Origin of the sequence: Chitinophaga ginsengisoli, assembly GCF_003014595.1 — a bacterium.
Taxonomy (GTDB): domain Bacteria; phylum Bacteroidota; class Bacteroidia; order Chitinophagales; family Chitinophagaceae; genus Chitinophaga; species Chitinophaga ginsengisoli.
Genome location: NZ_PYGK01000002.1, coordinates 413,034 through 438,865, shown reverse-complemented (window position 1 = coordinate 438,865; position 25,832 = coordinate 413,034). Strand labels below are relative to the sequence as shown.

21 protein-coding genes are annotated in these 25,832 nt (G+C 46.1%); 10 read left to right on the top strand and 11 right to left on the bottom strand.

Annotated elements, in window-relative coordinates:
* Positions 1-5 precede the first annotated feature (5 nt).
* Genes CLV42_RS06295 through CLV42_RS06285 form a run of 3 tightly spaced genes read right to left on the bottom strand, consistent with a single transcriptional unit; the run spans position 6 to position 3,193 of the window.
* Positions 6-1,334, bottom strand: coding sequence for a S41 family peptidase (locus tag CLV42_RS06295; protein WP_106601044.1), 1,329 nt, complete (start codon positions 1,332-1,334; stop codon positions 6-8).
* Positions 1,335-1,353: 19 nt separating this feature from the next.
* Positions 1,354-2,418 (bottom strand): winged helix DNA-binding domain-containing protein, encoded by a 1,065-nt coding sequence (locus CLV42_RS06290; protein WP_106601043.1) that lies wholly within the window; start codon positions 2,416-2,418, stop codon positions 1,354-1,356.
* Between the two features lie 58 nt (positions 2,419-2,476).
* The gene (locus CLV42_RS06285) at positions 2,477-3,193 is read right to left on the bottom strand and encodes a DsbA family oxidoreductase (protein ID WP_245901522.1); all 717 of its coding nucleotides are present in this window, start codon (positions 3,191-3,193) and stop codon (positions 2,477-2,479) included.
* A 99-nt stretch (positions 3,194-3,292) separates the two neighbouring features.
* Between CLV42_RS06285 and CLV42_RS06280 the strand changes: the two genes are divergently transcribed.
* Entirely contained in the window at positions 3,293-3,691 is a 399-nt protein-coding gene (locus CLV42_RS06280; protein WP_106601042.1) for a winged helix-turn-helix transcriptional regulator, read from the top strand.
* A gap of 4 nt (positions 3,692-3,695) precedes the next feature.
* On the opposite strand, the gene CLV42_RS06275 is transcribed toward CLV42_RS06280, so the two are convergent.
* The 3 genes from CLV42_RS06275 to CLV42_RS06265 form a co-directional block, all read right to left on the bottom strand.
* Positions 3,696-4,997, bottom strand: a complete 1,302-nt coding sequence (locus tag CLV42_RS06275; protein WP_106601041.1) for an acetyl-CoA hydrolase/transferase family protein — start codon at positions 4,995-4,997, stop codon at positions 3,696-3,698.
* An 85-nt stretch (positions 4,998-5,082) separates the two neighbouring features.
* Positions 5,083-5,904 carry an MBL fold metallo-hydrolase gene (locus tag CLV42_RS06270; protein ID WP_106601040.1) on the bottom strand — a complete coding sequence of 274 codons (822 nt, stop codon included), beginning with the start codon at positions 5,902-5,904 and terminating at the stop codon, positions 5,083-5,085.
* Between the two features lie 29 nt (positions 5,905-5,933).
* The gene (locus CLV42_RS06265; RefSeq protein ID WP_106601039.1) at positions 5,934-8,336 is read right to left on the bottom strand and encodes a glycoside hydrolase family 127 protein; all 2,403 of its coding nucleotides are present in this window, start codon (positions 8,334-8,336) and stop codon (positions 5,934-5,936) included.
* Positions 8,337-8,442: 106 nt separating this feature from the next.
* Here CLV42_RS06265 and CLV42_RS06260 point away from each other — a divergent pair, with 106 nt between their 5' ends.
* Both CLV42_RS06260 and CLV42_RS06255 read left to right on the top strand, forming a co-directional pair.
* Complete coding sequence (locus tag CLV42_RS06260; protein WP_106601038.1) at positions 8,443-9,078, top strand: pseudouridine synthase; 636 nt, start codon at positions 8,443-8,445, stop codon at positions 9,076-9,078.
* A gap of 78 nt (positions 9,079-9,156) precedes the next feature.
* The gene (locus CLV42_RS06255) at positions 9,157-11,475 is read left to right on the top strand and encodes a family 20 glycosylhydrolase (RefSeq protein ID WP_106601353.1); all 2,319 of its coding nucleotides are present in this window, start codon (positions 9,157-9,159) and stop codon (positions 11,473-11,475) included.
* 652 nt (positions 11,476-12,127) lie between these two features.
* Here CLV42_RS06255 and CLV42_RS06250 read toward each other — a convergent pair.
* A complete protein-coding gene (locus CLV42_RS06250) occupies positions 12,128-15,286 on the bottom strand; it encodes a TonB-dependent receptor (RefSeq protein WP_106601037.1) in 3,159 nt (1,052 codons plus the stop codon).
* A gap of 308 nt (positions 15,287-15,594) precedes the next feature.
* On the opposite strand from CLV42_RS06250, the gene CLV42_RS06245 reads away from it, so the two are divergent.
* From CLV42_RS06245 to CLV42_RS06225, 5 genes are all read left to right on the top strand, one after another.
* Complete coding sequence (locus tag CLV42_RS06245) at positions 15,595-16,053, top strand: hypothetical protein (RefSeq protein WP_146154321.1); 459 nt, start codon at positions 15,595-15,597, stop codon at positions 16,051-16,053.
* Positions 16,054-16,247: 194 nt separating this feature from the next.
* Positions 16,248-16,595: a hypothetical protein gene (locus tag CLV42_RS06240; protein ID WP_106601035.1), complete on the top strand. Its 348-nt coding sequence runs from the start codon at positions 16,248-16,250 to the stop codon at positions 16,593-16,595.
* A gap of 90 nt (positions 16,596-16,685) precedes the next feature.
* Positions 16,686-17,099, top strand: a complete 414-nt coding sequence (locus CLV42_RS06235) for a hypothetical protein (protein ID WP_106601034.1) — start codon at positions 16,686-16,688, stop codon at positions 17,097-17,099.
* Between the two features lie 63 nt (positions 17,100-17,162).
* A complete protein-coding gene (locus CLV42_RS06230; RefSeq protein WP_106601033.1) occupies positions 17,163-17,543 on the top strand; it encodes an SRPBCC domain-containing protein in 381 nt (126 codons plus the stop codon).
* A 2-nt stretch (positions 17,544-17,545) separates the two neighbouring features.
* Complete coding sequence (locus CLV42_RS06225) at positions 17,546-18,016, top strand: hypothetical protein (RefSeq protein ID WP_106601032.1); 471 nt, start codon at positions 17,546-17,548, stop codon at positions 18,014-18,016.
* A gap of 1 nt (position 18,017) precedes the next feature.
* On the opposite strand, the gene CLV42_RS06220 is transcribed toward CLV42_RS06225, so the two are convergent.
* Positions 18,018-18,290, bottom strand: coding sequence for a hypothetical protein (locus CLV42_RS06220; protein ID WP_106601031.1), 273 nt, complete (start codon positions 18,288-18,290; stop codon positions 18,018-18,020).
* Positions 18,291-18,368: 78 nt separating this feature from the next.
* Positions 18,369-19,265, bottom strand: a complete 897-nt coding sequence (locus CLV42_RS06215) for a LysR family transcriptional regulator (RefSeq protein ID WP_106601030.1) — start codon at positions 19,263-19,265, stop codon at positions 18,369-18,371.
* 204 nt (positions 19,266-19,469) lie between these two features.
* Here CLV42_RS06215 and CLV42_RS06210 point away from each other — a divergent pair, with 204 nt between their 5' ends.
* Both CLV42_RS06210 and CLV42_RS06205 read left to right on the top strand, forming a co-directional pair.
* Positions 19,470-19,823 carry a hypothetical protein gene (locus CLV42_RS06210; protein ID WP_106601029.1) on the top strand — a complete coding sequence of 118 codons (354 nt, stop codon included), beginning with the start codon at positions 19,470-19,472 and terminating at the stop codon, positions 19,821-19,823.
* Positions 19,824-19,834: 11 nt separating this feature from the next.
* Positions 19,835-20,227, top strand: a complete 393-nt coding sequence (locus CLV42_RS06205) for a hypothetical protein (protein WP_106601028.1) — start codon at positions 19,835-19,837, stop codon at positions 20,225-20,227.
* A gap of 166 nt (positions 20,228-20,393) precedes the next feature.
* On the opposite strand, the gene CLV42_RS06200 is transcribed toward CLV42_RS06205, so the two are convergent.
* Both CLV42_RS06200 and CLV42_RS06195 read right to left on the bottom strand, forming a co-directional pair.
* Positions 20,394-24,641 (bottom strand): sugar-binding protein, encoded by a 4,248-nt coding sequence (locus CLV42_RS06200; protein ID WP_106601027.1) that lies wholly within the window; start codon positions 24,639-24,641, stop codon positions 20,394-20,396.
* Positions 24,642-24,956: 315 nt separating this feature from the next.
* Positions 24,957-25,511, bottom strand: a complete 555-nt coding sequence (locus CLV42_RS06195; protein ID WP_106601026.1) for a hypothetical protein — start codon at positions 25,509-25,511, stop codon at positions 24,957-24,959.
* Positions 25,512-25,832: the final 321 nt, after the last annotated feature.

Below are 25,832 nucleotides of genomic sequence, written 5' to 3'. Positions count from 1 at the left end.
ACTGACTAATGGGAACGGGCTTCTGACAGCGCCTCCTGTAGCACCCTGTCTTCATGATGCAGATATTCTTCTGCAGAAGGCTGTACCTGCAGATGAGGAATGATCCCATGTCCGGGATATTTTGCGGGAATCACATCCATGACATATTTGGTAGTAGGTATCCAGACAGTGACTTTACTGGATGGTAATTCGACCTGTATCAATTGTCCGGAGTGATTCCCTTCATACGCTCCACCAGTTTCCTCTCCGATGAAAGTGGCCCTGTGATTACTGTAAGCAACAGCGCAGAATTCTGCCGCGGCAGAGAAAGTATTACCTCCGGTCAATATCCAGACAGCCCCGCTGTAGGGTATTGCAGCAGGTTTTTGTTTGCCCAGTCCTGGTTTACCTGACAGTTTCTTTTGGTCCTTCTCGAGGTAGCTGTAATAAGAGAATGCCTGTTTGGTGAGATAGGAGTACAATAGCACACCGTATGCATCTCTTCCGCCACCATTCTCACGCAGGTCGATAATGAGTTGCTGCGCCCGGTCCTGTTTTATTCTCCGGAAAGTCTTTCCAAGAAATGCAGTATAGTCAAGCTTTGCCTGTTGCAGATCAGTTGCGGCGAAGGTCCCGATACTAAGTATGCAGATGTTGTCTTCCGTAAATGTGGCGGATAACAAAGGCTTTTCTTCCTCAGTGATCTTTAGTGTATTGATGGCTTTTTCTTCGATGGCAGGCAGTGCGACAGTTGAATAATCCCCGGAGGGAGAAACGTATTCTACGGTAAATCCTGCGGAATTGCCATAGGCGAGATAATAATAGAAATAGAAGATCTGGTTAAGCACCAGCGCTTTTTTAGTCGTGTTGTAGCCGTCTGACATCAGGTAGTCGTACATCTTTTGTCGCATAGCATCAGCAGGATGAGAGTTGATACTGATCAGGCGACTGCCGGCAGGTATCTTGTTATCAATACTGTTGACAATGAAGATGCTGTCTCCTTTAAAATACGTGATCAGTGGCAGATAGCTGTTTTCGGTATGAATGACCTGAGAAAAGTGCGGTGACGCACCTGTGGACAAATGACCATCCTTTACAGCGCTTAATAATACTTTGACGATACCGTAGAATAGCCTGTCGTCCGTGTCATCGTTCAGCTGCTGATAGCAGCTGTCAAACAATTGTTCCAACCGCGTTTCAGACGTATAGGCATATAAGTCTGGATGGATGGTTTCCAGCTTATTTTTCAGCAGCTGCAGGTCAGCCTTCAGCGCATTACCACGTTGTGCTGATACGACATGTGCACAGCAGATGAGAATGACGGCTGGCAATAGTTTGATGAACCGGGTAAACATGCACCCAATTTAATGCATATTATTGTAAGTGGATGAATTGCTTATATCTCGCCACTTCCTTATCCAGTTTAGCCTGCTCCGTTTTATTGAGTGGCGTAAATGTCTGTAAGTCCATCACTACCTCTTTCTTTTTGATCGTACGTCTCCATACGCCGGCAATCTGTCCCTTGATGAGTATGATATTGTTGAAGAGGGGATTGCCTTCCCTGCTTAGATGATCATCGTTCTGCCCGTCGTAAATGATGTCTCTGTCTTTATAAGCGACAAGGTATTCATCGTAGTTTGGTATTAACAGGATCTGATTATCAGTGGTTTTAATGTCTGGTGCATTGGCCGGTCCCCAGTATTCCAGTTCGGAAACGGTTTCTTTATTCAGTCGATCTTTTACCAGGTTGAGTCCCAGTCTTGCCTGGGTAATAGGCAATCCGCTCCAGCCTGTGAAATCTTTAAGGGTAGCGGGTCCGTGGCTGTTAAAATAACGGAGCGCCAGCGTAGCGAGGGATTCTTCTTTCGTGAACGGTTTGGCTACGGGTACACGTTCTTCAAACAGGGCATAGGTGATCTGTTTATCCCGTTTGCCACCATTACAGATGACCATATCCAGTTCAGCTTTTATAAGGAGGAAATTCATCCGGAGATCATTGGTCGGGATCTTCGCTTTTTCCAGTATGTCTGCCAGCTCCGGCCGGGTTAGTTGTTTGCCGTCTCTCAGGGCTTTTTCAAGCACTTTATGGCTTTTCCGGAAGACGGTACTGTCGAGTTCCAGTTTCCGGTTATAAGTGCCCATGGACTGTTCTATACAGGGGCCTGATAGCGTCATCATCCAGCGTACATCTTCCGGATGTACAAGATGCCAGGTAGGGCGTAGTATGTGGGTACGGACCAATTCTCCTTTAGTGATAGCCGCTTCTATCTGTTCGCTGGTAGCCGCAGGAAGCCGCATACCTACTGCCCATTTGGACATTTCATAATCCTGTGCCTGTATGGCCCCGCACCAGTGTACGAGTTCCGGTGCGGAACCAAAGGCAGGACGTATCAATTGCTGGTTGGCCAGTCTTTGCTGCAGGAGGTTTTTTGCTGTCATTCGTAGTGCTGTTTATGTTAACAGTACAAAGGAAAGATACGAAGATGACAACAGTATGTCAGCAGTTTCCGTCAGGACCACAAGTTTGTCCTTCTATGATATCCAGTCCGGCAGGTTGCGTTTGTTTCCACTCGCCGACAGATTTCTGCAACACTTCCAGGAAGGTTTCAGCTGCCTGGGCGCCGGAAACACCATATTTACGGTCGAAAACAAAGAAAGGGACACCTCTGATACCCAGGGTTTCTGCTTCCGCAATGTCTTTGCGGACGTCGCCGGCATATGCCTGCCCGTTAACCAGTTCCTGTAAAACACTTTCTTCCAGGCCGATTTCTTTACCAAGGGCTTCCAGGGTAGCTGGATCGCTAAAATCCTTTCCTTCCGTAAAATAGGCCCTGAAAAGACGTTCTTCAGCAGCATCACCCAACTGGTGCTTTTTAGCGAGCTGGATCAGGCGGTGCGCATCAAAAGAGTTGGCCACTACGGCCTGTTCCAGGTTATAGGCCAATCCCAGGGTGCTGGCCAGGGCCGTCACCTGGTTATTCATTTGTTCCGCCTGTTCGTAAGGAATGCCCTTCCTCTTTGACAGGTAGGTATACAGATTATCTCCATGGCCGGACTCTATGGTCGGGTCCAGCTGAAAACTATGCCATTCTATCTCCACAGCGCTGGCATCCGGGAATTGGGCCATAGCAGCCTCAAATCTCCGCTTACCGATATAACACCATGGGCACATAATATCCGACCAGATCTCTACCTTCATCTTAGTATTACTCATAATAGTGTTCATTTTGATTTGTAAAGTTCCGAAAGATGCTTTACTTTCGAAAGTGGTATCCCAAAGGAAAGTAGTTTCTTTGGGGAAAGTAAGTGAACTATGAGCAAGAAACCAGGAACATCTGAAAAATCAGAAGTATGTACGGAACACCTCCGTGCCATTCATGACACACTGGACGTGCTGAATGGGAAGTGGAAGATCTCCATTATCGGCTCTCTGCGTTTTGGCAAGAAGCGGTTTATGGAATTACAGCGGGAAGTGGAAGGAGTAGGCTCCAAAATGCTTTCCAAGGAATTGCGGGAGCTGGAAATGAACGAGCTGGTGAAAAGGACTGTTTACGATACCAAACCGGTAACCGTCGAATATGAGTTAACACCCTATGGCAAGACGCTGGAAACCATTATCGACGAAATGGCCAACTGGGGACGTTCACACCGTAAAAGGATCATGCATCCCGTAAATCAGTTAGACCTACAGGATGCAATAAGCCATCTTTAACCTGTTATATCAATGCTGGGACTACTTTTTTGACAAAACGTTCGAAATAAGCCCTGTCCAGTTCTTCTCTATGATCCGGATGGGCGATCTCGATCAGCGCTTTGGCGCGTTGTTTCAGGCTTTTCCCGAACAGGTCGGTCATACCGTATTCTGTGATCACCCAATGCACATGGCCTCTTGTCGTTACGACGCCGGCACCTTCTTTCAGGAAAGGTACGATGCGGGAAATGCCTTTATTGGTAACAGAAGGCATGGCAATGATCGGTTTGCCGCCCTCTGACAGGGATGCTCCTCTGATGAAGTCCATTTGCCCGCCGATACCGGAATACTGGTACGTACCAATAGAATCCGCACATACCTGGCCGGTCAGGTCTATCTCAATCGCACTGTTGATAGCAGTTACCTTCGGATTCTGCCTGATGATAGCAGTGTCATTCACATAACTGATGTCCATTACACGCAGTGCCGGATTATCATTCACAAAATCATACAACTTGCGGGTGCCCGCCATGAAGGCTGTTACCGATTTGCCCGTATTCAGCTTCTTCAGGCTGTTATTGATCACTCCTTTTTCAATCAGCGGTATCACTCCGTCAGACAGCATTTCCGTATGTAAACCAAGATTTTTATGGTTGGTGAGATTCTTCAGCACCTGGTCCGGAATACCACCAATACCCAGTTGCAGGGTAGCGCCATCTTCTACCAGCTGTGCGATGTTACGGCCTATTTGCTCGGTAATTGCACTTGATTGCAGTGAATAATCGATCTCAGGAAGGGTCGCCTTCTGCCATACCGCAGCATGGAATTTAGACATATGTACAAACCCCTGTCCGTGTGTACGTGGCATCAGCGGATTGACCTGCGCGATCACATATTTAGCGGTATCTACCGCTGCACGGGCAACATCAACGGAAGTACCAAGGGAGCAGTAGCCGTGATCATCAGGCGGAGAGACTGTTACGATGGCCACATCCAGCGGCAGGATATTCCTTTTGAACAACTGTGGGATCTGGCTGAGGAAAACAGGCACATAATCGCCGTCATCACTGTTCACCACGGATCGGTTAGCCGCAGAAACGAACAATGAATTGATAAAAAAGCTTTCCCGGTATAAGGGATTATCGAAATCGACATCTCCCAATGTGGTAATACTTACCAGCTCCACGTTTTGCAATTCAGCATGCCTGTTCTGTAATGCCCTGAGCACATGCACCGGGGTAGCTGCGCTACCATGTATGAACACCCGGTTACCGGATTGAACACATTTTACCGCTTCTGCAGCAGTGATATATGGCATATTAATCATAGTATAATGTTTAATTGACACTACAAAATTATCCGCTCCGGCGGAATTGAAATATGACAATCGTTAGCTGAAAGGATGATATATGTTAGAAAGAGAGCTGTCCCTGTACGTATTCTACTTTGGGAACCGGTGGCTGATAGTGATTACTGATGTGATAAACAGCTGTTTCCACATCGCGTGAAGCGACGATGACCTGTGTGCGTCCTGCATGTGGACGGAAGAGTTCGAGTACCATCTCCGGGTTATTATTATCCCTGGAAAGGTGGGATAACAGGAGGTGGCTCATATAAGGGGGCTTATGTGCTTTGAATAATTCCAGTGCCTGTGTATTGGACAGATGACCTTTCCCTCCGCGGATACGTTTTTTCAGATAGAAGGGATACCTGCCTTTTTCCAGCATCTGTTCATCATAATTGGCTTCCAGGAAAGCGGCGTGACATTGCTGGAAGTGCCGGATCAGGTGATCACAAGGGGCACCAATATCTGTAAATACGCCGATCCTGATTTCCTGGCTGCTGATCATAAAGCTGCGAGGCTCTATAGCGTCATGAAATTTCGGGAATGCAGTAACGCTGAGATCTCCAATTGATATCGGCGCATATTCGTCAAATCTCCGTACATGAAGCGCGTCGAGTTGCAGGTTACCATGAAGCATGGTGTTTTCCGTAATGTATACCGGCAGACTGTATTTCCTTGACAAAACTTCCAGTCCCCGGATATGATCGGAATGCTCATGTGAGATGAAGATCGCTTTGACACAGTCCATACGCAATCCCAGGCGTTTCATCCGCCTTTCTGTTTCCCTGCACGATATACCTGCATCTATCAGGACAGCTTCCTTTGCATTCCCGATATAATAACAGTTTCCGTTGCTGCCCGAGTTGAGTGACGTAATTTGCAGTGACATAGCACTGCAATATTAGCTAAAAAATTTAGTCATTTAACAATCCATTCATGAATGCCCGAAGCATTTTCTGCAGGTAACTGTACTTCCAGCTTTAGGGCTGTTGTTTTCACGGGCTCAAAACGCACACTGTCGTATTTATCTTTCGTAACCGTATAGGGCGTGACGTTCTTCACCGGGATCCATTGGTCGCCCTGTTTATACAGGATACGCCAGGAAGCAGGTATACGGCAATCCCCGAATGGACCATCGTCATACCAGTACACCTGTGACGCTGATACGGTATATTCCTGGTCAAAATCATACTGCACCCATTCCTGCGTATTATGTTTCGGCCACCAATGGAGGTACATAGAATTATTATCATGTGAATCCAATGGTTCATACTGATCATTCAGGGCGAGGTACATCCGTTTATTCGCCACGGAGGCGCTTACCTTACTTTTTGATGCGATGGTCGGTGCTGGCTTAGGCCGCGCAGCGGATGCTTCATAAGGTATCCAGACTGTCATTTCTGAAGGACCACGGTTGGCCCAGGAATAGTAGGGGATGGCAGTCACTGTCTGTGTTGAACTAACCAGCTGGGCGGAGTTCAGTTGTCTGCTGGTGGAGGTTCCCTGCATTTCCAGGACGGTCACGCCATTGAGCAGACCTGGTTTATATACAGCATTCACTGCTGCATTTTTATCCACTACAATGTTTTGTACGGTAGCGTCTTTATTGTCCGGGCCTTCCAGGCAGTACATCAGCGGACCACGTTCCAGGGCAAAGCGGTTGGTATCGCTTTTTACAGCGTTATTCGCCAGCACTTTTTGTACCTGCATAGGGAATTCCAGGCTGATATTATCACCTGCTTTCCAGGTACGTTGTATAACAGCATAGCCCTTTACCATCGTATATTTCACGGATTTGCCATTCAGCAGGATATCGATCTTCCGGGCAATGCTATCCGTATCAAAATAAAGGTCACCTGGTACAGGTTTTCCTTCAGCCCATTCCGGGATACGGACATGCAGTGCAAAAGCTTCAGTATGGATTGGTTTAACGGTAATATTAACCTTCCCATCCCAGGGATAGTTTGTCTGCTGGGTGATGCTGACTTTTCCTGCGGGCAGCTGAATGTCGGCTGTATTTCCCACGAACAGGTTCACGTACAGATCGTTTTTGTTCTGTGCATAAATATATCCCGGCATGGAGGGCAGAAAGCGCGTCATATTAGAGATACAACAGGCGCATCCGAACCAGGCGCTGCGCTGGTGTTGTCCCATAGAGGCCAGGGGATTAGGGTAGAAGAACCTGTCCCCGCTGAGGGATACCCCTGACAATAATCCGTTATACAAGGTACGTTCCAGGATGTCTATATATTTCGCATCGCCATGCAGGAGGAACATCCTGCTGTTCCAGTATACATTCGCAATAGCCGCGCAGGTCTCCGCATAGGCCGACATGTTCGGTAGCTCATAAGGTTTGCCAAAAGCCTCGCCATTGCCGGTAGCGCCAATCCCTCCGGTGATATACAGTTTCTTTTCCACCACATCATGCCAGATATCATCTATCGCGTGCAGGTATTGTTCGTCCCCAGTCAGGGCGGCTACATCCGCCATACCGGTGTACATATAGGTGGCGCGTACAGCATGGCCTACGGCTTCATGCTGGTCCACCACTTTCTTATAAGACTGATTATATTCTCCGCTGTACTTTTTGCCTGGCCCGCGCACATCGAGGAAGAACTTCGCGAGGTCCAGGTAGGATTTATTACCGGTAACCCGGTACATCTTTGTCAGTCCTGTTTCTACTATCTGGTGACCGGGAAAGCGTTCTTCTTTTCCGAAACCGAATGTTTTTACCAGCAGGTCAGCATTTTTTATAGCGATATCCAGCAGGTTCCTTTTGCCGGTAGCCTGGTAATGGGCGACTGCTGCTTCAAACAGGTGGCCGGAGTTATATAGTTCATGGCTGAGGTCTTCCTCTTCCTCCCATCTCTTTGTGCCTATCCATGGATGTGGTTTTGGCGCATTCATGGTCCGGAAAGTATACAGGTAGCCATCTTTTTCCTGGGCTGCGCCGATAATGGCGATCAGGGTATCCAGGTAGCGTTCCAGTTCCGGGTTTTTCTTCATTTGCAGGCCATAGGAGGCGCCTTCTATTACTTTGTAAAGGTCTGTGTCGTCGAAGGTATATTCCGTCATTGTATCGGCCGGCAGCACGTGTGCCGCCCGTTTGAAATTGTCGATCCTGCCGGTACGCTTGCATTGTTCCAACGTATAGGGTATTGTGACATCGGCATTAACCCTTATTTTTGGCGCCCAGAAGTTATCGGTCACATACACCTGGGTAAAAGCGACAGGCTGTATGGGATAGTCTTTCTTTAACTGGGCCTGTGCCAATATGCTGAAACCAGCGAGTGGTGCAAAAACGAAAGCAAATAATTTCATACAATGAAGACGATTTTGGCAATGGCTAAAATTATTGATAGTTATGTGAGCATGATGGAAATATATTAATCAGAATTGGCCAGATTTTATCTGAAATAAATCAACAATGAGTAACAGCGGTCACCGTTATTTTATCATCAATAAGCCATACAACATGGTTTCCCAGTTTATCAGCCCCGACAAGGTCAGGCTGCTGGGGGACCTTGACTTTGACTTTCCCGAAGGTACGCATGCCGTGGGAAGGCTGGACAATCATTCCGAAGGATTGCTCCTCCTCACTACCAACAAAAGAGTAACCCGCCTGTTATTTGAAAGTGAGCAGCCGCATAAAAGGACTTACCTGGTCATGGTGAAGAACATCGTGAGCCAGGAAACAGTAGAACAATTACAGCGGGGCGTGACCATCCGCATCAAGGGTGGTGTAGACTGGGTGACGACTCCCTGTCAGGTGGAGATCGTGGAAAAGCCGGCTTATATCAAACAAAGGGAACACCATCCGCTGAAAGAATTTCTCCCGCATTCCTGGCTGCTGATCACACTCACCGAGGGCAAATATCATCAGGTACGTAAGATGACATCAGCCATCAGGCATCATTGCGACCGCCTGATACGTGTATCTATAGAAGACATAGAGCTGGGCGACCTGCCACCGGGAGGCGTAAGGGAAATGGAAGAGACGGAGTTTTTCCGCCTGCTGAAGATCGAAAACTGGCAGCCGGAGACATCAATATTACCGCAGTAATGAGCAATATGGCATCAGTTTACTGTTGAGATTCTTGCTATTTTGCTGGCTTCCTTTATCATGCTTAAAGAATCTATTATGTTCAAACCATTCAGGCTTACAGGCGTCGTGGTACTTTGCACACTATTGGGTGCATCCGTTGTACAGGCGCAGGAAGCAGACCCTGCACGTTATGCGTTGGTTCCCTATCCACAGGAACTGGTGCCCAGACAGGGGGATTTCGTCATCACTGCAAACACCAAACTGGTACTATCCGCCAACAAAACATTTTTCAGTAATGAAGCCGCACAATTGCAGGCGCTGGTAAAACAGGGATTGGGAAAGACATTGCCTGTTGCTGCCAAAGCAGGTACCGGTGCGATAGTCCTGAAGCAAAATGATCAGCTGACAGGTGAAGAGGATTATACCCTGGATGTTACGCCGCAGCAACTGGTGATCTCCGCAAAGACACCTACCGGTATGTTCCGTGCCGTGCAGACCGTCCGCCAGCTGATGCCGGCTATCATTGAAGGCGTTAAAGCCGGTAAACTGGCTAAGATCACTGTGCCGGCGGTACAGATCACCGATCATCCTACCTATGCCTGGCGTGGCATGCACCTGGATGTATCCAGGCACTTCTTCTCCGTTGATTATCTGAAGAAGTTCATCGACCTGCTGGCATTGTACAAAATGAACAAGTTCCACCTGCACCTGACAGACGATCAGGGCTGGCGTATTGAGATCAAAAAATATCCGCTGCTGACAGAACAGGGTGCCTGGCGTGAATTCAACAACCAGGACTCCGTATGTATGCAGAAGGCGAAATCCAATCCGGATATGGAGATCGACAAATCCCATATCATCCAAAAGAATGGTAAGACCCTCTATGGCGGTTTTTATACACAGGCACAAATGAAAGACGTGATTGCCTATGCGGCAGCCCGTCACATCGACATCATACCAGAGATAGACATGCCGGGTCATATGATGGCAGCTATCAAGTCTTATCCTTTCCTGAGCTGTACGGGTGGTTCTACCTGGGGCCCGTTGTTTACCACACCGATCTGCCCATGTAACGAATCTACCTTTGAATTCGCAGAGAATGTATACTCCGAGATCTTCGCGCTCTTCCCTTCAGAATATGTTCACTTAGGAGCTGATGAAGTAGAAAAAAGCACCTGGGCGAAATCGCCCGCCTGCGAAGCGGTGATGAAGGCCAATAACCTGTCGACCGTCGAAGAGCTGCAGAGCTACTTCGTAAAGAGAATGGAGAAGTTCTTCAATTCCAAAGGCAAAAAACTGATTGGCTGGGACGAAATCCTGGAAGGTGGTATCAGCCCTACAGCGGTGCTGATGTACTGGCGTAGCTGGGTACCTGATGCGCCGGTGAAAGCGGCGAAGAATGGCAATACCGTGATCATGACACCGGGTAATCCGCTCTACTTCGATGGCATCCCAGACCGTAATTCCGTTTCTAATGTGTATCACTTCGATCCGATCCCTAAAGGGCTGACGCCGGAAGAGGCGAAGGTGATTATTGGTGCACAGGCAAACATCTGGACAGAATGGATCCCTTCCGAAAAACGTGCTGATTTTATGTTCATGCCACGTATGACAGCGCTGGCGGAAGTACTGTGGACACACCGTCAGGATTACGATAGCTACCTGAAAAGATTAAACAGCCAGTATAAAAGACTCGACCGCCTGAAAGTGCATTACCGTATGCCTGATCTGGACGGTTTCACTGACGACAACGTACTGGTAGGCAAGACCGTGTTAAAGCTGGAAAAACCAGCACCGGATATCACCATCCGCTACACTACTGATGGTACCGCACCGACGGTGAAATCTCCTGCATTGCCGGAGGCTTATATCATTCCTGGTCCTGGTACGATCAAACTGGCGTCTTTCAGTCCGGCAGGTAGTATGAGCGATATTTATACACTCAACTATCGTCAGCAGTCATTCTTCCCACCAGTGAGTGTAAGTGGCTTACAGCCTGGTCTGCAGCTGCAGTATTTCAATGGCTCTTACAAGAGTGCCACTAAACTGCCGGCAACAGCGGACAGCCTTGTAGTTGTCCCTAACGCGATTATCCCTGAAGGTATGGGCAAGGGTGGTAAAGCCTTTGGCGCCAGACTAACCGGTTATATAGAGGTGCCGGAAACGGCTATATACAGTTTCTTCCTCACAGCAGATGATGGCGCTAACCTCCTCATAGAAGGAGATAAGGTCGTTGATAATGACGGCTGGCATGCGCCGGTGCAGAAGAGCGGGCAGGTAGCGCTGCAGAAAGGATTACATCCATTCGAACTGCAGTTTGTTGAAGGTGGCGGCGGTTATACGCTGAAACTGGAATACCGGGTGAATGGAGGTAAGATCCAGCAGGTTCCGGATGCCTGGTTCCAACGGAAATAAGCACATGCATTGTAAAAAGAATAGACCGTCTCATTGCAAAATGAGGCGGTTTTTTTATTGTGTATAAATTCAAGATGTCAAAGAACGTACATAGTTATCTGGACGCGTTTAGTAACGCGGATTATTCGAAATAATGCTAAACTAGCTCAGGAAGATTGGCAGGAATGATTATGATTACATTACAAAGCTAAGTAGAAAATGCATGCGGGAAATACGGATTTTATCTTCTCTTATTTCTTAGTAAGATATTGGTTTTCATATATTTGAGTGTGATTTGTATTGAGTGTGCGAAATAAGAAGAATCTATCTTTTCTTTGGGTAATACAAGCTTGACCTTCGGTAGAGATTCGCTCGAGGTAGCCTCATCCTCCCTTAATCTTCCGTTCCGGAACGGAAGATTAAGGGAGGATGAGGCTATCTCAAGCGAATCTCTACTATATCTCTATCGGAACAACGCCCTGGTTTTGGTGTGTTATTTCTCCGCTTTAATACCGCTTTAATACCGCTAATCCTCCCTTAATCCTACGTTCATGAACGTAAGATGAAGGGAGGATTAGCGGTATTAATGCGGTATCAAGACGGCAAAAAGACACAAAAAAACGGCCTGCTTATGCAAGGCCGTTTTTTTATTATAGGAAGATATCCTAAGAAATTAGAATCCGTATCTCACCCCGATCTGTACCTGGAAAGGATTACCGCTTAAGCTGGAAACCCCTGCATTGGTATTAACCTGGTAGTTATAGGTAGTCGTAGTCGGATCGAAACCCTTGATGGTGTACAAACTAGTAGTACCCACATTGTGATTCACACCCCATGACTTATTCAATGAGTTCGCAACGTTGAACATATCTGCAGATATTTCCACGAACTGTTTCTTAAACGTCTTCACTTTCTTGCTCACCCTAATATCAAACACACCATAGAATGGATTTTCACCACCATTTCTTTCCGCTATTTTTCCAAAGCTTTTGGTGACATACTCCTTGGTGCTTTTTTCTACTTTCGGGTTATTTAATAGAGCATTGATACCATCTTTCAGGTATTGAGGCGTGCTGGCGGACTTAGGATCATATATGTAGGCCAGGTCATTGCTTGCAACGAAGTCGCCATTCACGTTACCATTCACGGTCAGTGAATAACGGGTGCCGCCGATACCGGAGAAACGAACACCTACACTGATACCCCAGAACGTAGGTGCAGTACCATAAACCACTACTTTGTTCCTGAACTGGTTGTCAGAGTATGACATCTTACTCAGGTCACGTGGATCATCTTTGATGTACTGTACCAGTGTTGCTGTATTGGCTACGTTACCGTTATAGGAGGTATTATCTTTACTGTTGTTCCATGTATAAGAGAAAGCAATTTCGCCATCTCTGAAATAACGGTATGCACCATCCAATACGAAGGCCATCTGGTTCACTTTTCCTGTGCTTTGTAATTCGAGCACACGTCCAACTTCGGTGGTCTTACGGCTCTTGGTCCAGTCGGCAGCACCATTGGAAGTGGTGATAGTATTTGCAGGAACGTATACACCGCGATTATCTTCCTGCGCAATGCGGAAATAAGGCTGATCCACCATGTTACGGTCAACATAAGTATAGTTGTGGCGTCCCAGTGTCAGATAGCCGTTAACGCTCACCCGGAAGTTCTCTGTAAAGAAGTGGGAATAAGATGCATTGGCTTTGTAAACGGTAGGTACTTTGGCGTCCTTTCCATTCATGTTAATAGTAGCCAGCTTTGGAATATTCGGATTGTTTATCAGGTCCATACCAGGAGCTGTAGCAGGATTTTTCCTGTAAGAAACGAAATCAGGTGTAGGTACCAGGCTGCCGGTCAGATCTACGCCAACAATATGAGAGCCGTCGAACAGCATATTGTTGATCATAGAATACGGGTTGAGTGCAGATCCCAGGATACCGGCGCCAATGCGGATGATGTCACGCTTGTTCTGTCCGATGTCCCATGTTGCCTGTACGCGTGGCTGTACCTGCAATGTTCTGAGTTTGTTGGAGGTGTTCAGTCCAAGTGTTCTGTCTACTGTTGCATTGTAATTCGCTCTGTCGAGGTAAGCGGTGTAGTCTACACGTACACCTGCGGTAACATCGAGTCCCGGTGCTACGGGTGTTTGCACCTGTGCGTATACATTAGGCGCGAGTATATTGAATTTGATGTTGTGGTCATCAGTTAAATATACATCGCGTGCATAGCGGTAAGGAGTCAGGTTGTCGAAGTTAGTCAAACCAGTGAAATAAAAACGCCCGTTCGTCTCACTACCATAGATAGAGTTCTGGTTGGTGAATGTTAGTCCACCACCGATGGTAACGTGTGATTTTCCAACATTCCAGTAAACGTTATCGATCAGTTGTACCAGGTTATTGTTGAAGTAATCGCCGCCATAACGTTGTCCTCCCAATTGGATGGCAGTGCTGAGTGTAGAACCTTCAGTGGTAGAAGATAACACGCTCTGTACGATCGCTCTTGGAATGTTATCAGCCGGCAGCTGTGAGTTGGCAAACATTTTATTATACTCCCAGTAGTGCTGCAGTTTTAATTCGTTTGTTAAACTGGAGCTGATAGAAGTACGCAAAGACGCCATGAGGCTGTTGTTAAGGCTTTTACGGGTGCTGTATACTTCATAAAGATTGATCGAAGTATTATCGCCGTCTGACTGGTTATCCATATCATAGATAAAGTTATCTCTGATGGTCAGCAGGTTTTTGGCGTTCAGCTGCCAGTCTATTCTTCCAAAGAGGGCATGTGTATTTTTCTTTTTGTCGAACTGACCGAACTGCGGCGTGTTTGCTACGCCGTATTTGTTGCGCGCGATAGTCAGGAATTGATCGAGTGTTGCCTGCGTGACATTGTATCTCTTTTCGTCATCGGGCGACTGAATATAGGCGATGCTCAACGGACGGGAATCTTCCTGGTGATCCCAGGCAAAGAAGAAATGTGCTTTGTCTTTGATGATTGGTCCGCCGATAGAGAAACCGTATTGATAAGTAGAAAATGGCTGGTTACGTTTCTGTCCGTTGAGACCGTACTTGCTGGATAGCCAGTCGGTTCTCAGGAACGTAAAGGCGCTACCAGACAGTGTATTGGTACCAGATTTGGTTACGGTACTAACGGTACCACCACCTGCATTACCATAGGTAACATCATATTGGTTGGTTACTACCTGGAATTCCCTTACAGCTTCCATTGAAATGGAATAGGCGCCGGTTGGTTGTCCGCCGGAAATAGTACCTCTTGCCGCCATACCATCAATAGTAAAGTTAGTAGCAGAAGCCAGCTGTCCGGAGAGGTTGGAGCCACTGCTTAATGGAGAGAGGTCCATCAATGAAGTAAAGTTACGTCCGTTCACTGGTAGTTTCGCGATATCCTTTGCCGTTACAGCGGTAGCGGCGCCGATATTTTCCACCTTGTTTTTGTTAGAACCTGCTGTAACAACAACAGCCTGTAGCTCTGTTGTTTTTTCCACCATTTTAAAAGTTACCGCCAACAGGTCGCCCTGGTTTAAGGAATACCCTGTCTGCTTTTGCGATACCATTCCCATGGCTTCAACAGTAACGGAGTAAGGTGTACCTAAGGGAAGTTCTTTCAATAGGAATTCTCCCTTGTCATTAGAAACAGCCCTGGTCTGAAAACCGGTTGATTCATTCTTCACCAGGATCATTGCGCCTGGTAAGGGAGTACCATCAGCTCCCTGTACTTTACCGGAAATACCGGCGAGGTTGGCCTGTGCAAACGAGAAGATAGATGTTAAGCACAGCATAAAGGTGACGAATATCCACTTTGGATAATTTGACATTTGAATGGATTTGCGTGAGAAATGTAAAGGTGCAAAGGTGGTGAGCGAATATTAAGAGAGTTTTAGCGGAGTATTAAATTTGAGTAAAGGAAATACTGTTTAAATGAGTAGGAGTGCAGGCGAAAGCAACAAAGAACCGGGTATTGCCGACACCGCGGCAAATGGCCGGTTGAAGGATGATAAGTTGATACCGTGTTCCGTTATGGCCCTGGAGAGTTATATAATATATGTGAATAATAATTTGAATACGTAGTTAAATAGTATATTTTTGCACCTTCAATATTTAAACCTATACTAAACTATCACCCTTGAATGTTCGTAAGCTGCTGCTCATGCTGTTATGCATGGGTATACCAATTTTGGTCTTTTCCCAAACAGATTCAACAAAAAAGAAAGTTCCGTTATTTAAGAAGCCAATAAATACAACCCGGCTGGAACTCACTTACCGGGCGGTGGAATATCACAGTGCACGTTATGGCACAACTGTCGCATATATACCTGGCGTCATAATTAATGATGCACGCCCGGTGAGGATTGACCGTCATGGTAACATACTGCGGAGGTATTATACTAAAGCGCCGTTGGCCAATGAGCAGCTTGACCTGATGAATCAACAACGTAGGCGTGGCACTTACCAGATGGTGCTGGGACTCGTCGGTGTCGTCTCTGGCTATGGAGTTGATAAAGCCGTTGACGTAACAATCAAAAAAGGAGCCTGGCAATTAACTAGCCCTGAAAAGTATTGTTCTAAATATAGGGTTACTTGAAAGCAGTATTAAAAATGCAATAATCCAGACAGGGAGTGACCTGGATTATTTTTCCATTAGCTAAAGAAGAGGTTAAAAACTAATATATTGTGACTGGTTATTAAAGTTTTTGAATGTGAGCCCAGTCAAGCAGAGACATCCATTGAGTGGACCATATCAATAAGAATAATATTCTAAATAGGAATAGATAAAGTATGAAACTCATTGGTAGTAAAACGGAACAAGATATTAGGATTCAACTTATACAATCGAATCGTTGGCTATTAAATTCCGAAAACAGATTGAATAAAGTATTAAAAAGCGTTTATCCAGAGATGAGAACAGCATATACCCTCAACTGGATACCAGAGCAAGGAGAGAATGTATATACGATACTAATTAACGATAGTATTATTGCGACGATTGAACTGGATAAATATAGTGATAGGTCTATAGTGGAAACAACAACTGTTCCTCTGTATTTACATGGTCGTAGCAAACGGCATCAGATCCAATTGGCTGTGGCTCTTGACTTAGTTAAAGAAGATATGCAGAAGTACTAGTGCTTGCACTGATCAGAAAGTAATCCCTCTTTCAAATGAATTCAAAAGGAAACTGTGAAGAAGCAGAACGAAAAATAGTCATTAGTTAGAATGAAATATTTAATAGCATTTTCCGTGTTTATAGCCATCCCTGGATGTAGTTTGTTTTTTCCAAGTAATGCAATCTACTTTGATGTCAAAGAACAAGCCATCAAATCCTGTAATTCCAACGGAATACGAAATCTATCCATAGAACTAGATTCTTCTGAAACAGAATATTCGATAAAGTGGAGCGATAAAGACAAAGATGCTCCTACAGTTATTAACCTTTCCTCTATAGATAATAATTATTATATCTCTAAGGGGTATCGGGAGACGATAGACAATAAGAAGTTTAAACTGGCACCTCTGTCTAAATATACAATTGAAAGAGCACAAGGCGACGCAGGAGGTTATCGGATTAGTGTCTGGACCGATGAATATGGCAAAGTAGTGAAAGCCGATCCAGCATCGTGTCCTGATTAGCAATGGCCAGGTTGCATCTCAACAAACCAAATATTTCCCTAGCTTTGCCCCCTAAACACTCACATGAAAGATTACAAAAAGCACTTCATTATCCCGGCACCACCGGAAGACTTATACAAAGCACTCACCAACGCCGCTACCATCCAGCTCTGGAGTGGCGAGCCCGCCGAGATGTCCACGGAACCGGGTACTGAATTCGCCCTCTGGGAAGAAAGTATCGTCGGTATGAACCTGGAATTCGAAGAAGACAAAAAGATCGTCCAGGAATGGTACTTCGGCGAGCAGGAAGATGCGTCTATTGTCACTATCATCCTGCACCCGAATAAAAAAGGTACCGATGTAGAATTAAGACATACGAACATCCCTGACGAAGCATACGACGACATCGTAGAAGGATGGAATAACGCTTACTTCGGCGCTTTGATTGATTTTTACGCAGAATAGCCATGAAAGCCGCCACGATCAATGAATTAAAGAAGGAGTTACAGGAAGTCCCACCAGCTCAGCTGGTGGAATTATGCCTGCGTCTGGCGAAGTTCAAGAAGGAAAACAAGGAATTGTTGAATTACCTGTTATTCGAGTCACACGATCTCCAGGCATACATTGAAGCAGTAAAAGAAGAGATGGACGAAGCATTCGCAGAATCTCCCCGTCAGAATATATACTTCGTCAAAAAACATCTCCGGAAGATACTCCGTGCTACGAACAAGCATATCAAATACACCGGCTCTAAACAGGCCGAGGTAGAATTATTACTCTATTACTGTACCAAGATAAAAAAAGCAGGTATTAAAGTAGGGGAGAGCGTTGCGCTGACCAAACTTTATCTACAGCAGGTGAAAAAGATTGAGAAGTCTATTTCACTACAGCACGAGGACCTACAGTATGACTATAAACGACAGCTGGAGCAGCTGTAGTTTAATCCGCTTCTTCAGCCATATCCTGTTCAGTTAATTTACTGAAACCAGCATATTCAGCAGCAGCCTCCGGACATAACACCGCACCCAGGGAAGCAACTACTTTTTTCGCCAGCAGATCGATGTCTGCAGTACTGGTAGTCAGGAAGGAGGGGGTATGTTCCCTCATCTGTTTCAGCAGGTTATTCTTGTGTTGTATAGAGATACCGGCAAGTTCTTTCAATCTTTCAGCGGTCGTATTATACAATTCTTCGTAGTAAAAAAGGATATTCATACAAGCTATCATTTGAACAACAAATGTATGCCTTAGGCTATAATGAAAGCTATATAGAAATCTTATGATCCATAAGATTTAGTTATAGATGGATTTTGCTAATTTGATAAACCGCTTATTCAGTTCACTGGTTTCCCCTTTCCGTTGAATAAAGTAAAAACTACGCTCAATACGGAGTCCTTCAAAGTTGAGGACGGCAAGCTCACCAAGCTGCAGCTCTTTCACGATGGACCGGGTAGAGAGGAATCCCACGCAACCGGATTCTACCAGAAAGTTCTTCAGCGCTTCTGTTCCCCCCAGACGGGCATTGATTTTCAGATCGTCCAGGTTAATCTTACTTTTCTTCAACCCCTGTTTAATAGCCTCCAGGGTACCACTGCCGCGCTCGCGTATCGCCAGGGGCATATTCAGGATCTCCCGGAGCGGATATTCTTTTTTCTTTACCAGCGGATTGTTATGGCTGCAAACAGCGACGATCTGGTCTTTCAGGAAGGGCAGGTAAGTTACATTGCTCAGTTTGCCCTTTTCTTCCGTCACGCCGATATTTATTTCTTTGTTGATCAGTGCATCCAGCACGATCTCACTGTTCCTGTTCAGCAGGGCGATCTCTACCCGGGGATATTCCTGGTTAAAGGCAGACATCACCCGGGGAAGGATATACAGCGCAGCCGTCGTACTGGCGCCAAGGTTGAGCACCCCGCTGGCCTGTAACTTGTCCTTCATCACGGAGATATCAAATTCCGTCTCCTCCTGTATCATCTTCACCGTTAGCAGCCTCTTATACAGCAATTGGCCCGCTTCTGTCAGCTCTATATGCAACCCCTTCCGCTCAAACAATTTCGTCTGATACTGCTCCTCCAGGCTCTTGATATGGCCGCTCACCGCAGGTTGGGAGATGAACAATACCTCGCTGGCTTTGGAAAAACTTTTCTCCCGGGCTACTTCCATAAATACCAGATGTCGGGTCGATAACATAACGGTCGTATTTGCAGCCAAGGTATTCAAAATAGCGAACTGCGCCAACAGCTAACATCCTTTAAAAAATTATTTACTGCAATATCAATTACTTATGCTTTTGTTTAAACTGAAACTTTCAGAATATTTTGAAAGTTCGAATATTAATACATAGGTTTGTATCACAAAAGCAACCTTCTGCCAGTCACCTAAAATGTACCCGGTATGAACACACTCGCTTACATCATTTATCTCTTTATCACATACCTGATAACTGTGCGCGTGGGCTTTATTTTTTACCGTAACGGACGACTATTCATCCTCGGTCTGCTAAAGAACGACGTGTCCCTGACCGACGCCATCAACCGCATATTACTCGTCGGTTACTACCTGGTAAACCTGGGCTATGCAGCACTGATGATCAGTACCTGGGATACGATCATCACCTGGACAGAGCTGTTATCATCCATAACAGTCATGACCGGCAAAATAGTGCTTACACTAGCCATCATGCACTATTTCAACATGCTCGTAATTTATCTCATCAGTAAACGAAATAAATCAATTCTTCACGCTTAAAACACTGTTGTATGGAATCGTCTTTGAATTTCATTGCTTACCTGATCTATCTACCTATAGTGATCGTGCTCACATGGTATGTCGCACACACACTGTTTAAAAATAGCAAGGTATTTATGCTGGATATATTCCATGGCAAAACCGATATCGCTACCGCCACCAATAAGCTATTTGAAACAGGCTTCTACCTGCTCAACCTGGGGTTCGCTTTCTGGGTAATGGAAATATCATCCAGCATCGGCAATCAGCGCAGTTTGCTGGAAGTCCTGAGTGCCAAAATCGGCGGCTTCTGCATTTACCTCGGAGTAATGCTGTTCTTTAATCTTTACCTCTTCTTCCGCGGAAGAAGAAAGGCAAGGGCAAAAAGTTTAACACTTGCTCCTGTTCCAACAATCGAAGGATAAACAATGGGGCTGTCCCATATCCCTATACCGGTCTTCTCTATTGTTTACACCTCCAGCTCCAGGTGCTATGGTAAAAGGCCAGGCACCTTCAGCATATATCGATACATACACAGAAACGCCCGCTCCGTTCCCGAAGCAGGCGTTCCTTTTTTTAGTAATGACGATCTTACTGTATCAGCAATTTCTTCGTGATCACTTTTTCTCCCGACACATATTTCACCACATATACTCCTTTCGGTAACTGCGGAAGATTCAGCCGTACTTCCGCTTGCGCTTTCGCAGTATACACCTGCTTGCCATTCAAGTCATACACAAACACATAACCCTTACCACTATGATTGGAGATCATAATCTTTGCCTGTCCATCAGTTGCCGGATTAGGCAGGATAAGGATTTCAGGCGCTTTCTCCGCTACAACATCATCATGTGTAACTGCCATCGCACCAACTGCCGCTGCATTAGCCAGTATCACAGTACCATAACCTGATGTATTCTCATAGTTGTACAGGTTGCCAAACCATACCGCCTGACCATCACGCGATCCTCCATTATCATCATCATCATAACCCGCATCAAAACCAAACGATACACCCGCTGCTGGCGTAATACCCAACTGCGACCATGGAATGCTGATCTCTACAGTATAACCTCCGCTGATAGCTGCATACGCATGTTGTACACCCGTTACTGCCACCTTACTAAACAGCGCACTGCTATTATATGCCTTGATGAACTGATTATCCTTTCCATCAAACACACTCAGCTTGTTATTATTTGCATCGATGAATATCTCCACGGCATCATTGTCCCACGGATCGGGTGAATCTGAATATAATGACCCATCCAGCACCTTCACACCAATGTAGAGATTATTAGCATCCCAGAGTACACCAAAAGTAGCCGTATTGTTAGGAGAGCCGGTTGTCACCTTACTGATCGTCTGTGATAAATTCCAGCTGCTTTCACTCAGACTACCATTCACCGTAATCGTACCAGACGCCGGACGTGCCTGTATCGTTCCCGGCTGATTAGGATCAGTAACAGTACCCACTGTAACCTGCACCTGGTCACTAGCCGTCAGACTACCATCGCTGACTGTCAACTGGAATACATACGTGCCGCCATTGGTCAATCCTGAAACAACCGGATTAGCAATCGCAGCATTGCTGAACGTTACCGCCGGACCGCTCACTTTTGTCCAGCTATAAGTAACTGTATTACCTTCCGGATCAGATCCTGTACCCTGTAAAGTCACCGTGGTCGTATTAGCCGCCAGTGTAACATCTGCACCTGCATTCGCTACAGGCGGCTGATTAGGTGTGCCGCTGCACGTTGTCAGGTAAACAGTACCAAATACAGACGGATTAGAAAACGCTGTCGTATTCGTTGCAAAAGATGCAATCTGTGCATCACGGGTACCATTGTTATCGTCATCGTCTATCTGCACATCCAATCCCAATGGTTTACCCAGTGAAGGAGTAGTACCAATAGTTGTCCATGGAATAGCCACTTCGAGATTATAACCTGTCGCCGTAGCATACTGGTTATAGCTGATGCCAGTCATCCTGGTCACAGAATTACCTCCCGTATGCACCGTATTATCATTCCAGCGGAAACCCAGCTGAAAATCATTCGCACCGTCATAAGTAGCTCCTTTGTTATTATCACCGTCGATAAATATCTCCACTACATCATCTTCCCACCAGCTGGCACCGGAATCAGAGATTCTCGTAGCATCATTCACTTCTACCAACAGGTAAAGATTATTATTGTCATACAGTGCTCTCCATTTGCCTGCATAATCTGACGGAAGACTACCCAACACAACATTGCTGATATTCCGCACAGGAGCAATCGCCCAGGCGCCATCAATTGTAGCATCGATCACAGGAGGAGTGCCCGACACTTGCGCTATCACCGGCGATACACAAGGCGGATTATCATTATCTGCAATAGTGATCACTGCTACAGTATCACCACCCAGATTATAAGAAGCGTCTTTCTGCAAGGTTAAACGCAGTGTCTCCGGACCTTCAAACACAGCATCATTCACGGGTGTAATATTGATCACAGCAGAAGGCTGCGCCGGTGTTAATGTAATAGTACCACTCAACGCAGGACTAGCCGTATAATCGCTGGCGCTGGCTGTACCGGCAACAGTATACTTCACATTGATACTCTGCGACAGAGAAGAGGTGCTGACAGTAAACCTGCCCGCTGTACCATTCTCAGAAGCATTAGGGATCGTTGCAACTACATTTACGCCCGGTAGAATGCTCACCTTCCTGGTAGCTGTAAAATTACCACTGCCCGTAGTCACGGTAATATTAGCTGTACCAAATCCCAGTGCCGTCACTTTACCCGTTGCATCCACTGTTGCTACCGATGTATTGGAACTACTCCAGGTCACATTCTTATTAGTCGCATCTACTGGTATAATATCCGCTGTCAGCTGCAAGGTCTGTCCTTCAGTAAGCGTTGTATCATTTGCAGGCTTTATCGCAACACCTGATACCGGAATATTGATGTTCTGAATGATCAGCTGGAAATTGGTATTACGGTTGATATACGCACCTGACTCCGCATTGGTAACAGTCAGATTGTTGAACGTAGCCGTCTGCGAGCCCGCCTGCACATACAATCCGAAACCACCATAGACATCTGCCGGTACATCACGTACAACAGGATCTAACCCGGTACCATCAATAGTTGTATTGTTGAACACCAGGTGATGCAGGTTATTCCCATATATCTGTATGCCATCCCGCTGAGAACGCAGAATAGTATTATTGTCAAACTGCATGTTGAAGATGCCACTGCCACCAGCATAAAACTCAATAGCCCCTCGCTTCTGATTCCACAGGTCATAACTGGTACCACAACCTGTCATCGTGTTTTCATACACCTTGATCACATCGCCGGGATACTCAAACGTAAACCCAGGGAAATCATTGGTAAAACGGATGGCAGAACCACCCACACCATCTTTGATGTAGTTATGATGGATCTCATGCCCAGTACCACCAAAGAGCGCGATACTCCCTGCACGCCAGTTGTTCTCGATAGTATTATATCGGAAGATGTTATTGCGACAGGTCTCATTGTTGCCCGCCGCATTAGCAGGCCATACCGCAAGACCATCATCGCCGTTATTCCGCACACTACATTGCTCTACTACAGAATTCGAAGTACCCTGACAGAAGTTCACCCCATCCGCATAGTTATTCCTGATACGGCATTTTGAAATCACCAGGTCCCTGGTAATATCGATCGGATACGGAGGATCATAACCTGCTATCCAGAAGCCACACTCAAAGTGTTCTACCCAGATATCATGTATACGGGAACCAGTACCGTAGGTTCCCATAAACCCCTTATAGGTCTTATACATCTCACCTGGCAATCTTGGATTAGACTCATCATATTTCAGACGGTCGTTATTGATGGTGCTTAGCGTAAAATTGGAGATCTCCACATTGCTGGCACGCCCCATAAAACCGCCATAAAATTGCTTGTCAGTCGAGAAGTATACTTCCGTATACCAGATGCCAGCGCCCTGTATCTTCATGTTGCTGACATTCAGGGCCAGCTTGTCACTCAACATGAAACGACCAGCCGGAATATACACATGTTTACCCTGTGCTGAAGCAGCAGCAATACAGGCATTAAAGGCCGCAAAATCGTCTGTCTGATCATTGGCGACAGCGCCATAATCTGTCACTGAAAGAAAATTAGCTGGCTGAGTCAAGGCTCCAGGAACAGGTTCCAGTTCAACGAAGTCAACGCCGTAGTTAATGGCATCTCCATTGTCTTTGCGGATGCTGAGTTTATCACCCGCATTCAGCGGATTATCCAGCCGGAAATGCACTTCATCAAAGCGCATAAAGGTCTTGCCTCCGGGCGTCTGCACCGGATCTGCAGCCGGAAAATACTGGTACGCCCAGTAGGAGGAGAGGTTGATATTTCTCACCTTGGTTCCATTCACATACAGACCAAGCGTACCACTTCTCCCTGCACCGGTATTATCATCCGGCATGGTAAAACGAAGTGTCACACCCTGGGCTGCCTGTGTTAGTGTCCATTCAACGCTGGCATTGTTGCTGTTGAGGCTCACATACTTCTGGTCAGAAGCCTCCGAGGCAATGTCTGTCTGAATGAATTGAGGTGATTGCTGCAATGCTGCACCGCCATCGAGCGTGGCATTTTCTGCCTCATAGCGTGTGTAGGGCAACTGGTATGCACCGCGGGGCAATCCATCACTCTGCGCAAAGGACGCCATGCCGGGCAGCATGAGCAGCATGAAAAGTGTAAACCGGCACCATACGGAAATCTTCCTGAGGTGCTTAAACCGGGCAGGGTCAGCCTGCGTAATGGACGCGGAATACCGCGCTTTCGAGGGAACGGGTTTTCTCATTATGGTAGGTATTTAGAGACATGGAATTTTCGTGGAACGGCACAGTATCAGCAACGTGGAAATATTTTTTCATCCGTGGTATACCAAAGGAAGTGAAGTCAGCTCAAACGGGCAAGTAGTACGGAGAAAATATAGAAAATACGGCGCTTACAGCGGGCTGATTTACTTGTAATGGTTTCATTATTAATTCACTGTAGATATATGGTTGCCATCACTGATATAGGTTGTTTTGAGACGATTCCGCAGTCAGGAGACCGACATGTGAACACATTAAAACGGATTGGCCTGGATTACTTTGTTTACTTTAGCGGCAGCCTATGATTTGAAAACTGTACATCGGGTTTGAATGGTAGAACGTTCTACCTGGAACCTACCGCTACCTATAGACTTCCGCCTTTTTACAGACGCTTCTTTCTCAAATACCTGATACAAAACAATACCTCTCTTTTTGTCAGCACTCCTTTCTTTATAGGATTTATCCAACTCTGCACACCGGACAAAAGTGTTATCTTCTTCAGGCAAATCATCAGATAATTTATCTGGTAAATAACCCGCTTCCAACACAATCAATACAGCATCCACATCAAATCCCTCTTTCAGCAGCCTCATGGCCTTTCCAACCAGTTCCCGGTATTGTCTATACACCCGTCCATTCTCCGGGAGCTGCCTGTAAACAAGTGAAGCAATCACTGCCGCTTTTTTCAACCAACCCGCATATTCCATTGTTCTTGCAAATGCCGGATCACGCTTCACACGTTTCCCTGTAAGCGAACTTTTACTGCGGATAAAATATTCTCCATTCATGACATATATCGTCACATTATCTCTGGTGCCTACAAATGGAGGGGGACCTCCCACAAACTTTGCCATAAGATTCAGGTTTTAAAATAAAAAAATGACCTGTTACGAATGTACTATACTTCATGGATACGCCGTATTAACGTCCTATCAAAGCCGGGTTTAAAGCGTACTTCATTGCCGTATTTGCCGATTATGCCGGTTATGCCGCATCTTCATTGCAACATAAAAAGGGCGGACTGTCAACCAGTAACAGGAACAGCGAAAGTAGCAAGCGGTTTCAGATGGGAATGGCGGGCCTTCGGCTCTCCGGTGACACGACGGGTGCTGCCCAATAGATATCCATGCCCGATTCGCTTGACAACGCCCAATAGCATTCCAGAGAGGCGCCGA